The sequence below is a fragment of the Streptomyces sp. WAC05292 genome (genome assembly GCF_003949955.1).
GTDB classification, from domain to species: domain Bacteria; phylum Actinomycetota; class Actinomycetes; order Streptomycetales; family Streptomycetaceae; genus Streptomyces; species Streptomyces globosus.
In genome coordinates this window covers 1-12,708 of record NZ_RPSE01000156.1, presented here as the reverse complement: position 1 = coordinate 12,708, position 12,708 = coordinate 1, and the positions used below count along the sequence as shown (strand labels likewise).

The 12,708-nt window shown below is 72.9% G+C and carries 8 protein-coding genes; 2 read left to right on the top strand and 6 right to left on the bottom strand.

All coding sequences use genetic code 11. The features are described 5' to 3' along the window. The 3 genes from EF903_RS17810 to EF903_RS17800 form a co-directional block, all read right to left on the bottom strand. Positions 1-3,606: amino acid adenylation domain-containing protein (locus tag EF903_RS17810; RefSeq protein ID WP_260615516.1), on the bottom strand; the 3,606-nt coding region annotated here is incomplete at its 3' end. A gap of 158 nt (positions 3,607-3,764) precedes the next feature. After that, positions 3,765-4,814 carry an iron-siderophore ABC transporter substrate-binding protein gene (locus EF903_RS17805; protein WP_221888747.1) on the bottom strand — a complete coding sequence of 350 codons (1,050 nt, stop codon included), beginning with the start codon at positions 4,812-4,814 and terminating at the stop codon, positions 3,765-3,767. Positions 4,815-4,906: 92 nt separating this feature from the next. Next, positions 4,907-6,262: a lysine N(6)-hydroxylase/L-ornithine N(5)-oxygenase family protein gene (locus EF903_RS17800; RefSeq protein ID WP_125544313.1), complete on the bottom strand. Its 1,356-nt coding sequence runs from the start codon at positions 6,260-6,262 to the stop codon at positions 4,907-4,909. 252 nt (positions 6,263-6,514) lie between these two features. Here EF903_RS17800 and EF903_RS17795 point away from each other — a divergent pair, with 252 nt between their 5' ends. Together EF903_RS17795 and EF903_RS17790 are read left to right on the top strand one after the other, a co-directional pair. Continuing rightward, on the top strand, positions 6,515-7,462 hold the full coding sequence (locus tag EF903_RS17795; RefSeq protein ID WP_125544311.1) for a methionyl-tRNA formyltransferase: 948 nt from the start codon (positions 6,515-6,517) through the stop codon (positions 7,460-7,462). A gap of 123 nt (positions 7,463-7,585) precedes the next feature. Next, the gene (locus tag EF903_RS17790) at positions 7,586-8,248 is read left to right on the top strand and encodes a MarR family winged helix-turn-helix transcriptional regulator (protein WP_185902709.1); all 663 of its coding nucleotides are present in this window, start codon (positions 7,586-7,588) and stop codon (positions 8,246-8,248) included. Positions 8,249-8,358: 110 nt separating this feature from the next. On the opposite strand, the gene EF903_RS17785 is transcribed toward EF903_RS17790, so the two are convergent. From EF903_RS17785 to EF903_RS17775, 3 genes are read right to left on the bottom strand one after another with little or no spacing between them, the layout of a single operon-like run. After that, on the bottom strand, positions 8,359-9,387 hold the full coding sequence (locus EF903_RS17785; RefSeq protein ID WP_125544309.1) for an ABC transporter substrate-binding protein: 1,029 nt from the start codon (positions 9,385-9,387) through the stop codon (positions 8,359-8,361). A 51-nt stretch (positions 9,388-9,438) separates the two neighbouring features. Further along, the gene (locus EF903_RS17780) at positions 9,439-11,424 is read right to left on the bottom strand and encodes an ABC transporter permease subunit (protein ID WP_125544307.1); all 1,986 of its coding nucleotides are present in this window, start codon (positions 11,422-11,424) and stop codon (positions 9,439-9,441) included. Next, entirely contained in the window at positions 11,421-12,575 is a 1,155-nt protein-coding gene (locus EF903_RS17775; RefSeq protein WP_125544305.1) for a glycine betaine/L-proline ABC transporter ATP-binding protein, read from the bottom strand. The genes EF903_RS17780 and EF903_RS17775 overlap by 4 nt, the downstream gene beginning before the upstream one ends. Positions 12,576-12,708 lie beyond the last annotated feature (133 nt).

Here is a 12,708-nt window from a genome sequence, read left to right as displayed (position 1 = left end):
GTCGGCGGGCTCGGGGAGGGTCTCGCCCCGGTAGGCGGCGGTGAGTTCGCGCAGCAGGACGGTGACGGACCAGCCGTCGGCGACTATGTGGTGCAGGGTGAGCAGGAGGCGGTGGCGCCTGCCGTCGCGGATGAGGGCGGCCCGCAGGAGCGGCGGCCGGGCCGGGTCGAAGCGCTCGGCCTGGTCGGCGGCGAGGAGGTCGTCGAGCGGGGTGTCGGCGGTGTCGGCCTCCCTCCACGGCAGGGTGGCGCGGTCGGCGAGCCGCTGGACGACCCCGCCGCCGGGGAGCTGGCGGTAGGAGGCGCGCAGCAGGGGGTGCCGGTCGAGCAGGAGTTGGAGGGCGCCGCGCAGCCGGCCGGGGTCGACCGGGCCGTCGCCGAGGTCGAGGAGTTCCTGGACGAGGTACAGGTCGGCGGCGTCCTCGTCGAAGGCGGCGTGGAAGTAGAAGCCCTCCTGGAGCGGGGAGACCGGGAGGGCGTCCTCGTCCAGCGGGACCGGGGCGGTGGCGGCCGGGGCGGCGGGGGCCGCCTCGGCGGCGGCGCGGGCGAGCGCGGCGACCGTGCGAAGCCGGAACACCTCGCGCGGGGTGAGGGCGAGCCCGGCCTCGCGGGCCCGGCCGACGAGCTGGATGGCGGTGATGCTGTCGCCGCCGAGCTCGAAGAAGCTGTCGTGGACGCCGGCCGAGGGCAGGCCGAGGACCTCCGCGAACAGTGCGGCGAGCACCGTCTCGACCGGCCCCTCGGGGGCGTCCGCGCCGCTCAGGGCGGTCCAGCGGGGCTCGGGCAGGGCCCGCTGGTCGAGCTTGCCGTTGGGGGTCAGCGGCAGCGGTCCGTCGAGGACGACGACCGCGGACGGCGCCATGTGGTCGGGCAGGGTGTCCGCGACGCGGGCCCGGGCGGCCGAGACGGCGGCCTCGGCGTCCGTGCCGTCCGTGCCCTCCTCGCCGACCAGGTAGGCGACCAGCCGCTTGACGCCCCGGTGGTCCTCGCGGGCGAGGACGGCGGCCTGGGCGATGCCCGGGCAGGCCATGAAGGCGCTCTCGATCTCGCCGGGCTCGATGCGGTGGCCGCGGATCTTGATCTGGCCGTCGGCGCGGCCGAGGAACTCCAGGTTCCCGTCGGCGGCCCAGCGGACGCGGTCGCCGGTGCGGTACATGCGGGTGCCGGGCTCGCCGTACGGGTCGGCGACGAATCGTTCCGCAGTCAGCCCCGGCCGGCCGAGGTAGCCGCGGGCGAGGCCCCGCCCGGCGACGTACAGCTCGCCCTCGGCGCCCACCGGAACCGGGCGCAGGGCGGTGTCGAGGACGTAGGCGCGGGTGTTGGGGTCGGGGCGGCCGATCGGGGCCGGGCCGGGGCGCCCGGGATCGGCGGGCCACAGCGTCGAGTTGACGCTGGCCTCGGTGAGCCCGTACGCGACGACGACCCGGACCCGGCCGGCCCAGCGGGCGATGAGCTCGCCGGGCACGGCCTCGGTGCCGACGATCAGGACGGAGCCGTCCGGCAGCTCGCACTCCGGGGGCAGCGCCGACACCAGGGACGGCGGCAGGATCATGTGCGTGGCCCCGTGCCGGGCGATGTACTCGGTCAGGGCGGGGCCGGCGACGCGGCGCTCGGCGGGGACGACGATGATCCGGCCGCCGACGCACAGCGACATGACCAGGTCCCAGACGGTCACGTCGAAGCCGACGGACGCGAACTGCACGACGCGGCTGCCTGCGGTGATGCCGATGCGGTCGGTGGCGGTGGCGATGAGGCTGCCGACGCCGTCGTGCGGGACGACGACGCCCTTGGGGCGGCCCGTGGAGCCGGAGGTGTAGATGACGTACGCGGCCTGGTCGAGGGCGACGGGCACGCCGGGGGCGGTGTCCTCGCGGCGGGCGAGGGCGTCGGCGGTGGCGGGGTCGTCGAGCACCAGGTGCGCGACGTCCGGCAGTTCCGGCAGCTCGGCGGCGAGCTCCCGTACGGTGACCACGGTGCGGGCGCCGGCGTCCCGGAGCATGTAGGCGATGCGGTCCCGGGGGTGGTCGGCGTCCAGCGGGAGGTAGGCGGCGCCGGCCTTCATCACCGCGAGCAGGGCGGCGACGAGTTCCGGGGAGCGCGGCAGTGCCACGGCGACGACGTCCTCGGGGCGGACGCCCGCGTCGAGGAGGTGGCGGGCGAGCCGGTTCGCGGCGGCGTCGAGTTCCGCGTACGTCAGCTCGCGGTCCTCGCAGACGAGCGCGACGGCGTCGGGCGCGCGGCGCACCTGCTCCTCGAACGCGGCGGGCCAGGACAGCTCGGCGGTCTCTTGCGGCGCGGCGCCGAGCTCCCGGAGCAGGGTGTCGCGTTCGGTGCCGGAGGTGAGGTCGAGGTGGCCGACGGGGCGGTCGGGGTCCTCGGTGAAGGCGTGGAGCAGGGCGAGGAAGCGCCGCTCGTGTCCGGCCAGGGCATCCTCGTCGCAGACGGCGGCGTCGGCGTCGAGGTGCACGGCGACGGCGCCGCCGCCGGGCAGGTCGCCGAAGCCGAACGCGAGGTCGCTGACGGGGCCGAGCCATTCCGGCCGGAGGTGGGCGGTGCAGTCCGCGAAGTGCAGGTCGTCGGGCCGCGGCAGGATGTTGATGGTGGGGCCGACGAGTTCGGCGACGCCGTCGACGAGTCCGAGGTCCTTCGCCAGGTCCTCGGCGCGGTAGCGGCCGTGCTCGACCGCCTCGGCGACCGCGTCGCGGACCTCGGCCACGAGGGCTGCGGCGGTGGTGGCGGGCCCGACGGCCAGCCGCAGCGGGACGATGTTGGAGAGCATGCCGGGGACGGCCGTGGACACCTCGTCCTGACGTGCCGCGACGGGCAGGCCGAGGACGACGTCCTGCTCCCCGGTCACCCGGTGCAGGTACGCGGCCACGGCGGCGATCAGGACGCGCGAGGCGCGGGTGCCGGCGCGGTCGGCGGCCGCGCGGAGCCGGCCCGCCTCCTCGCCGGACAGCTCCACCGACCGCCTCAGGCGGCGGGCGGTGAGGGCGGGGGCCCGCTCGACGAGGCGGGCCGGCTCGGCGCGGCCGGACATGCGCTCCTGCCACCAGGCGCGCTCGGCCGCGTACCGGGCGGAGGCGCGGTGGGCGCGGTCGGCGTCCACGAGGCGGGCCAGGGACCAGTCGGGGGCCGCGGCGGCCCGCTCCCCGAGGGTGTACAGCTCGCCGGCGCGCCGGGAGATCAGGGCGACGCCCATGCCGTCGACAAGGATGTGGTGGTAGCGCTGGTACCACCAGACGCGGTCGTCGGCGAGCCGGAGCAGGGCCTGGGCGAAGAGCGGCCCGGCGGCGAGGTCGGCGGGCCGGTCCCGGTCGGCGGCGATCCACTCGCCGGCCGCCCGCTCGGGGTCGCCGGCGCCGCGCAGGTCGACGACCGGGACGTCGGCGGCGGGGGCAACGGGCGTCTGGCGGGGTTCGCCGTCCTCCCCCGGCACGAGGCGCACATGGAGGCACTCGGCCTCCCGGACGGCCTGCCCCACCGCGGCGGCGAGGCGGTCGAGGTCGGTCGCGCCGCGCAGTTCCAGGGCGAAGACGATGTTGTAGGCGGAGCTGTCGGGCTCGATCTGCTGGGCCAGCCAGATGCCGGTTTGCCCACCCGTCACGGGCAGCCCGGGTGCGGGTGTCCGGTCCGACTCGACGTCAAACATCGTACGTTGTGGCCTTTCCCTGGTGGTGCGGCGGTGAGGGGCTGGAGGCGGGTGCGGGTCGGGCCGCGGGGGAGGCCGCGTCGTCCTCCCCGCCCCGCCTCTGCGGTGCGGTGCTACTTGACGGCCGTCAGCAGCGGCTCGATCTCGGTGAGGGCGTAGGGGATCGAGAGGACGGTGTTGAAGGAGAACGCGGCGCCGACGTCCGGGTCCTGGTAGGGCACGAAGAGGTCGCGCTTCTCCTGGTGGACCTTCAGGTTCTTGTAGAGCGGCTCGGCCTTGATGCGGTCGTTGGCGGAGGTGCTGGAGGTGACCCACACAACGCGGTCGGTGTCGAGGACGTTCAGCTTCTCGGCGCTGAGCTCGGCGACGTTGAAGCCGGGCTTGGCGAGGGTGTCGATCTCGGGCTTGAGCTTGAAGCCGAGCTCCTGGAAGAAGATCGACTTGGGATCGGTCTTCGTGAAGGCCGAGTACTTGCCGGCCTCGAAGCTGTCGGCGACGACGAGGGTCTTCCGGGCGAACTCGGGGTGCTTCTCGCGGACCGCCTTGAAGCGGGCGTCGACGTCGGCGATCAGCTTGTCGGTCTCCGCGGCCTTCCCGAGGGACTTGCCGATCTGCCGGGTCATCACCTGCCAGGAGGCGCCGTAGTCGGGCAGGTCCTTGGGCTGGGCGACGACCTTGGTGAACTTCGAGAGCGTGTCGTACTGCTCCTTCTTCATGCCGGAGTACTGGGCGATGACGAGGTCCGGCTTGAGCGCCGCGATCTTCTCGATGTTGTACTCGTCGCGCTCACCGACGATCTGCGGCTTCGCGGAACCCCACTTGTCCTTCGTCCACGGCCACTTGCCGTACGGCTGCTCCTTGAACCAGTCCACCGCGCCGACCGGCTTGGTGCCGAGCGCGAGGACGGCGTCCTGGTCGGAGAGGCCCAGGGTGACGACCCGCTTGGGCTCCTTGTCGATCGTGGTGCTGCCGTACTTGTGCTCGACCGTCACCGGGAAGGCGGCGGACGTGGTGCCGGCGTCGGCCGAGGCCTCGGACTTCGACTCCGCCTTCTGCGAGCCGCCCCCACAGGCGGACAGGGCGAGGGCGGCGGCCGTGGCGACGGCCAGGCGTGGCAGGTGGGTGACGAACCGCTCCAGGGCGGGGCGCGAACCGTTGGACACAGATGTTCCTTTCGGGGGATCTCACAGTGCGTGCCCCGGCCGCCGGGGCGCGGCTGCGCCGTCCGGCGGGCGAGGCGTGTGGGGGAGGCGGTCTAGCTGGCCAGGCCGATCCCGTCGGCGACCGGGCGCGGCCGGTTCTGCGTGTGCGCCGCGAGTCCCCGGTCGAGGATCGAGTCGAGGATCTCGCCGACCCTGACGGCCGTGTTGGAGAGGAGGGACGAGGTGATGCCGTGGGTGTGCTCGGTGCCGCCCTGGAGGTAGATGCTGCAGCGCAGTTCGGGGTCGGTCGTCAGCCGGTAGTCCCGTTCGACGCGGACGCGGCCCTCCTCGTCGCGCAGGCAGTGCTCGGCGACGGGGCCGAGGAGGCCGGTGGGGTCGGCGGGGCTGTAGCCGGTGGCGTAGACGACGACGTCGGCGTCGAGGACCGTCTCCTCCCCGGTCATCAGGGAGGTGACGCGGGCGTGGACCTTGCCGTCGGCCTCCTCGACGCCGGTGAGGCGGGAGACGTTGATGAAGCGGAGGCGCTCTGTGCCGAGGACCTTCTCCTGGTACGCCTGCCGGTAGAGGTCGTCGATGAGGTCGATGTCGACGACCGAGTAGTTGGTGTTGCCGTGGTAGTCCATCAGCTTGCGCTTGACGTCCCCGGGGGCGGCGAAGTACTCGTCGACGGCGGCCGGGTCGAAGATGCGGTTGGCGAAGCCGCTGTCGTCGGCGGGGCTGTAGCCGTAGCGGGAGAAGACGGCGCAGATCTCGGCCTCGGGGAAGCGGCGGTGCAGGTAGGCGACGTTCTCGGCGGCGCTCTGTCCGGCGCCGACGACGACGAAGCGGCCGGGGTTCGCGCCGTCCAGGGCCTCGACCTTCGTGAGCAGCTCGGAGTTGTGCCACACGCGGTCGGTGCGCTCGACGCCCTCGGGCATGAGCGGGCGCAGGCCGGTGCCGATGACGAGGTTGCGGGCGCGGTGGACCACCGTGTCGGTGCCGGAGCGGGCCGTGACGTCGAGGTACTCGATGGCGCCGTCCCGGACGACGGGCTCGATGGCGACGACCTCGTGCCCGTAGGAGACCATGTCGTCGACCTTGGCAGCCGCCCACTCGAAGTAGTCGTGGAACTCGACGCGGAGCGGGAAGAGGTTCTTGTGGTTGACGAAGTCGACGAGCCGGCCCCTGCTCTGCAGGTAGCACAGGAAGCTGTACTCACTGGTGGGGTTCCGCAGGGTCACGAGGTCCTTGAGGAAGGACACCTGCATGGTCGCGTCGTCGATCAGCATGCCGCGGTGCCAGCCGAAGCCGGGTTGCCGCTCGAAGAAGTGAGCGGTGACGGCCTCCTGCCTTCCGACGCGGGCGTTGTGCTCGCTCAGAGCTATCGCCATGGCCACATTGGACGGGCCGAAGCCGATGCCAATGAGGTCGTGGACCAGAGGGGCGTCGCCAGGAAGACCCTGAGACATGTCACTCCCATCGTGCGGAACTGCCGCCTGTGAGGCGTGGGGCGAAAAGAACGCGACACCGGCCCGGGATCACCGTCGGCCAGTGGAAACTTAGGTAAAGCTAACCTCACCTGCGCCGGACTGTCGACCCGACAAACCGGACAGCTGATGTACGTTCAGCCTTCAACTGGCTTGAAACAGGCGCGTATTGCAATGTTAGGTAAGCCTTGCTTTACTTGCCGCGGTCATTCGCTCTTCCGAGGAGGAACCCCCATGCGGGTCGTCATGTTCGGTTACCAGACGTGGGGTCACCGCACCCTGAAAGCACTCCTGGAGTCCGAGCACGACGTCGTGATGGTCGTGACACACCCGAAGAGCGAGCACGCCTACGAGAAGATCTGGAGCGACTCGGTCGCCGACCTGGCCGAGGAGCACGGCGTGCCCGTCGCCATCCGCAACCGGCCCGACGACGAGGAGCTGTTCGACCTCCTCAAGCAGGCCGATCCGGACGTCATCGTGGCCAACAACTGGCGTACGTGGATCCCGCCGCGCATCTACTCGCTCCCCCGCCACGGCACGCTGAACGTCCACGACTCGCTCCTGCCGAAGTACGCCGGCTTCTCCCCGCTGATCTGGGCCCTCATCAACGGCGAGCAGGAGGTGGGCGTCACCGCCCACATGATGGACGAGGTGCTCGACGCCGGCGACATCGTCGAGCAGCGCGCCGTCCCGGTGGGGCCCGCCGACACCGCCACCGACCTCTTCCACAAGACGGTCGACCTCATCGCCCCCGTCACCACCGCCGCCCTCGCCCGGATCGCCGCCGGGGAGACGGAGTTCACCAAGCAGGACCGCTCGCAGGCCAGCTTCTTCCACAAGCGGTCCGAGGAGGACATCCGCATCGACTGGAACTGGCCGGCCGATGTCCTGGAGCGGCTCGTCCGCGCGCAGTCCGCGCCGTACCCGAGCGCCTTCACCTTCCACAAGGGCAGGCGTCTGGAGATCCTCTCCGCCGTCGTGTCGGAGGGCCGCTACGGCGGCACGCCCGGCCGCATCTTCTACCGCGAGGGCGACGGCGTCGTGATCGTCGCCGGCGCCGACGCCCGCACCGGCCGCAACCACGGCCTCGCCGTCACCCGCGTGCGGACGGAGGACGGCCGGGAGCTGCCCGCCGCCGAGTACTTCACCTCCATGGGCGGCTACCTCACCGGCCGTCCGTGAGCGCCGGGGCTGCACAGCCCCGAACACTCCGGCGCCCCTCGGACGGTCCCGAGGGGCGCCGGCACTGCACGACACCACCGGGTCGCCGGACCACCGACCCGCAGGGCCTGCAAGGGGGAGCGCATGGAACAGCCGGTCGTCACCGGCACCGCACGCGACGCGTCGGGAGCGGAGTTCGCCGTCGTCGGCATCTCGAACACGCCCGCGACCGACTGGGCGCAGGTCTTCCGGGCGCTCGCACAGACCGAGTTGACGCTCGCGGGCGGCACGGCGGCCCGGGCGGTGAGCCAGGGCGCCGGCATGACGCCCCCGAGCGTGCTCGACCTCAACGCGTACCTCATGTACGCGGTCGGGAAGGCCGCGCGCCGCCGGCTCACCGAGCGGCTGGCCGCCCACGACCTGCGGCTGTGGCACCTGACCGTCATGGCGCTGGTGGCCGACATGGGCCCGCAGATGAAGACGCTGCTGGCCGCCCGGCTCGACATGAACACCAGCGACCTGGTGAAGGTCGTCAACGACCTGGTGAAGGCCGGGCACGTCGTCTGCACCCGGGACCGCGACGACCGGCGGAAGGTCCTCGTCCGGCTGACCCCCGAAGGCCGGGCCTTCCTGGACCGGCTGAACGCGGACGTCGCCGCCACCGACGACGACGTCCTCGCCCCGCTGAGCGGGGACGAGCGCCGCGTCCTCGCGTCCCTGCTCCGCCGGGTCCACCAGCACCTCGAACCGAACCCGGCCGACGCGGGCGCCGCCGCATTGGGTCAGCGGCAGGCGCCCTCGACGTAGGTCGCGCGGACCAGGTGGAAGGCGGGCAGGCCCGGCGGGTACGAGGCGGACGTCCCGTCGGCCCCTGGGATGAAGGGCGAGTCCGCGCGGGCGTGCCGCGCCCGGGGCCGTCACTGCTTCGGCAGCCACGCCTTCCAGGTCGCCTCGTTCTCCTTCACCCACTTCTCGGCCGCCTTCTCGGGGGTCATCCCGTCGGCGGCCACGTACTTGGCGACGAGGTTCTGCTGCTCGGTGGTCCACTTGAAGTTCTTCAGGAACTGCGCCGCCTCGCCGCCGTCCTTCGCGAAGTCCGCGTTCATCCACTTCTTCAGCGGGACGTCCGGGTACGCGCACGCGACGGCCTGCTTGTCGGCGTCGCAACCCTCCGTGTGCGGCGGCAGCTTCACCTCGACCAGGTCCATCGTCGCGTTCATCCACTGCGGGGTCCACCAGTAGGTGAGGAAGGGCTTCCTGTTCTTGTACAGCTGCTCCAGCTGCGCGAGGTGCGTGGCCTCGGCGCCCGCCTCGATCGGTTTGTAGTCGAGGCCGAGGTTCTTGATCAGGGCGTTGTCGTACGAGACGTAGGACGGATCGCCCTTGATGAACTGGCCCTTGTCCCCGCTCTCCGGGGTCTTGAAGAGGTCCGCGTACCTGTTGAGGTTCTTGTGGTCCGTGATGTCCGGCTTCTCGTCCGCCAGGTACTTCGGCACGAACCAGCCGATGTGGCCCGTCACGCCCAGGTCGCCGGCCGGGACGACGGACTTGTTGCCCTCGACGTAGCGCTTCTCCTCCTGCGGGTGGCCCCAGTCCTCCAGGATCGCGTCGACCTTGCCCTGGCTCATCGCGTCCCAGGCCGGGGTCTCGTCCATCTGCTGCGTCTTGACCCGGTAGCCGAGCTCGTGCTCCAGCAGGTGGGCGGCGACGGCCGTGTTGACCTCGGCGCCGACCCACGACGGGGTGTGCAGGCTGACCGTCTTGGAGTCGCCGCCCCGGGTCTCGGCGGCGCCGCAGGCACTGACGGTGAGCAGCGCGAGGGCGCCGGTCGCCGCGAGGAGCGTTCTGGTACGGCGCGACCGGGCGCGCGGGCGCGCATCGGCGTGGACGCTGTCGGTGCGAGCGCTGTCGGTGCGGGCGTTGTCGGTGCGGACGGGAGCAGGCATGGTGGAAGGCCTTCCGGTTGGGGGGAGGGGGGAAGCGTCGGGGACGGCCGGTCAGTGCCGGGTGCCGGTCGAGGAGGTGCGTTCGGCGGGCTGGGTGAGCTTGTCGAGGGCCAGGCCGAGGCAGACGATGCCCGCGCCGGCGATCAGGCCGGTGCCGAGCTCGCCCGCGGTGAGGCCCTTGACCACGTCGAAGCCGAGTGCTCCGCCGCCCACCAGGCCGCCGATGACGACGACGGCGAGGACGAGGACGACGCCCTGGTTCGCGGCGACCAGCAGCGCCGGACGGGCGAGCGGCCACTGCACGTCGCGGATCTGCTGCCAGGTGGTGGCGCCCAGGGAGCGGGACACCTCCATGGCGGCGGGGCTGACCTGCCGCAGCCCCTGGGTGGTGACCCGCACCACGGCGGGCAGGGCGTACACGGCCGCCGCTGTGATCGCGGCGACCCGGCCCGCGTTGAACAGCTGGACGACCGGGATGAGGTAGATGAACTGCGGCAGCGTCTGCATGGCGTCGAACACCGGGCGCAGCAGCCGTTCGACCGCCCGTACGCGGGCCGCGAGGATGCCGATGGCGAAGCCCAGGACCAGGGTGAGGGCGACGGCGACGAGGATCTGGGAGAGCGTGTACAGCGCCTTGTCCCAGATGCCGAGCACCCCGGTGCATCCCAGGGCGAGGACGGCGGTCAGGGCGCCCCGCCAGGTGCCGACCAGCCGGGCCACGGCGGCGGCGAGCAGCAGCAGGGACCACCAGGGCAGGGCCTGGAGGCCGTCGTTCAGCGGGTTGAGCACCCAGTTGGTGGCGTTGCCGGCCCACACGGAGGTGCCGCCGAGCACGGGGACGTCCTGGTACACGCTGGCGACCAGCCAGTCGACGGCGGTGTTCAGCGGTGCGGCGATGTCCACCGTGACCGCTTCGGGCCACTCGCCCAGGGCCGGGCCCGCCAGCAGGCCGCCGCCGACCGCCGCGAGGGCGATGCCGGTTCCGCGCCGGCCGACCGGGACGCCGCTGCGGGCCCCGGCCGCCGCCGTCGTCCGGTCGAGCCACACGGCGATGAGGACGATGGCCAGTCCGGCGGCGAGGCCCTGGCCGAAGTCCCGGGTCCTCAGCGCCTGGTACACGCTTTCGCCGAGACCGCCGGCGCCGACGACGGAGGCGATGACGACCATCGACAGGGCCATCATGATCGTCTGGTTCAGGCCGAGGAAGAGCTGCGGCCGGGCCATCGGCAGCCGGACCGTGCGCAGGCGCTGCCACCGGGTCGACCCGAGGGACCGGGAGGCCTCCAGGACGGCCGGGTCCGCGCCGCGCAGGCCCAGCGCGGTCATCCGGACCATCGGGGGCGCAGCGTAGATCACCGTCGTGATGAGCGCCGACGGGGTGCCGACGCCGAAGACCAGGACGAGCGGGAGCAGGTAGGCGAAGGACGGCAGGACCTGCATGGTGTCGAGAACCGGGCGCAGCACCCGCTGAGCGGTGTCGGAGAGTCCGCCGGCCAGGCCGAGCAGCAGTCCGACCGCGGACGCCACGGCGACGGACACCAGCATCAGGGCGAGGGTCTCGGTCGACTGCTCCCACAGGCCGAGGAGTCCGCAGCCGGCCAGGGAGCCGAAGGCGACGAGGGCCGGGCCGGCGCCTTTGCGGCCCGCGCCGCCCGCGTACCAGGCGAGTGCGGTGGCTGCCGTGAGCACGCCCGCCCAGCCGATGGCGGTGAGCAGGTCGTGGACCCGGGCGACCGAGTCGGTGGCCGCGTTGGAGAGGTGCAGCAGGAAGTAGAGGAAGACGGGGTGGGTCTCGCGGTTGTCGACCACCCAGTCGGCGAAGGTGTCGAGCTGCGGGGCCAGGTCCAGGCGCAGTGCCTGCGGCCAGCCTCCGTCGGCGAGCAGTGCGGCGGTGGGCAGCAGCAGCGCCAGGACCAGCAGCACCGCCGGGGTGGCGGGGAGGTTGGGGCGCCGGATGCGGCGGCGGACGGCCGTCTCGGCGTGGCCGCGGGGGCTTTCGCCGACGGCGGCCGGGCGGGAGGTGGCGGCGGTGCTCATGCGGTCACCGGGTCCGGGTCGGTGTCCGTGGCGGCGGCCGGTCCCCCGCCGGCGGGCCCGCCCGGCTCCGGGCGGGCGGCGGGGATCGCGGGGACGACCGCGCCCGCGCTCGCGCGGCCGGGTTCCAGGCCTGCGACGACGGCCAGCAGCCGCGCCTGGTCGACGACGCCGAGGAGTTCGCCGTCCGCCTCGATCCGGGCGGGGACGCCGTCGCGGGCGACGGCGGCGATGCCGTCGGCGACCGTGGCGTCCGGTGCGAGCACCGCGCCCCGGTGCGCCTCGTCGCCGATGGCGGGGCGCATCGCCCGGGACACGGGGACGATCTGCTCGCGCGGTACGTCGCGCACGAAATCGCGGACGTAGTCGTCGGCGGGGCGGGTGACGATCTCCTCGGGCGTACCGAGCTGCACGATGGCGCCGTCCCGCATGAGGGCGATGCGGTCGCCGAGTTTCAGGGCCTCCGCGAGGTCGTGGGTGATGAACACCATGGTGCGGCCCTCCTCCCGGTGGAGCCGGGCCACCTCCTCCTGCATGTCGCGGCGGATCAGCGGGTCGAGGGCGCTGAACGGCTCGTCGAAAAGCAGGACTTCGGGGTCGGTCGCGAGGGCGCGGGCCAGGCCCACCCGCTGCTGCTGACCGCCGGAGAGCCGGCCGGGGAGCCGCCCTTCGAGGCCGGCCAGGCCGACCTTCCCGATGACCTCGCGGGCCTTCGCCCGCCGCTCGTCCTTCGCCACGCCCTGGATCTCCAGGCCGTACGCGACGTTGTCCAGGACGCTGCGGTGCGGCAGCAGGCCGAAGTGCTGGAAGACCATCGCGGCGCGGTGCCGGCGCAGCTCGCGCAGCCGGGCCCGGTCCATGGCGAGGACGTCCTCGCCGTCCATGGCGAGCTCGCCGGAGGTGGGCTCGATGAGCCGGGTCAGGCAGCGCACGAGGGTCGACTTGCCGGAGCCGGACAGTCCCATGACGACGAACACCTCGCCGCGGCGGACGTCGAAGGAGACGCCGCGGACGGCGGCCGTGCACCCGGTCCGCTCGCGGATCTCGGCGGCCGACAGGGCGGCGAGGCCGGGGTCGGCGGGCACCCGGCCGGCCTTGGGTCCGAAGACCTTCCACAGGCCGCGGACGGAGAAGACGGGATCGTGGGGGGCCATCAGGCGGCCCTACCTTTCAACTCACGGGTGCACCCCAGCCATTCGTAAGGTTGTGGCACCCAGGGGAGCGGGGTGTGGCTCTCAGGCTGGCTGCTGTTGTTCGTGGCTCCGGAGGCTTGGCCGCCCTGCTCCC

Bases quoted from the DNA above. Each gene is read 5' to 3' on its own strand.
- EF903_RS17800 (WP_125544313.1), bottom strand. From the start codon at position 6,262: ATGTCTCAGGGTCTTCCTGGCGACGCCCCTCTGGTCCACGACCTCATT.
- EF903_RS17795 (WP_125544311.1), top strand. From the start codon at position 6,515: ATGCGGGTCGTCATGTTCGGTTACCAGACGTGGGGTCACCGCACCCTG.
- EF903_RS17790 (WP_185902709.1), top strand. From the start codon at position 7,586: ATGGAACAGCCGGTCGTCACCGGCACCGCACGCGACGCGTCGGGAGCG.
- EF903_RS17785 (WP_125544309.1), bottom strand. From the start codon at position 9,387: ATGCCTGCTCCCGTCCGCACCGACAACGCCCGCACCGACAGCGCTCGC.
- EF903_RS17780 (WP_125544307.1), bottom strand. From the start codon at position 11,424: ATGAGCACCGCCGCCACCTCCCGCCCGGCCGCCGTCGGCGAAAGCCCC.
- EF903_RS17775 (WP_125544305.1), bottom strand. From the start codon at position 12,575: ATGGCCCCCCACGATCCCGTCTTCTCCGTCCGCGGCCTGTGGAAGGTC.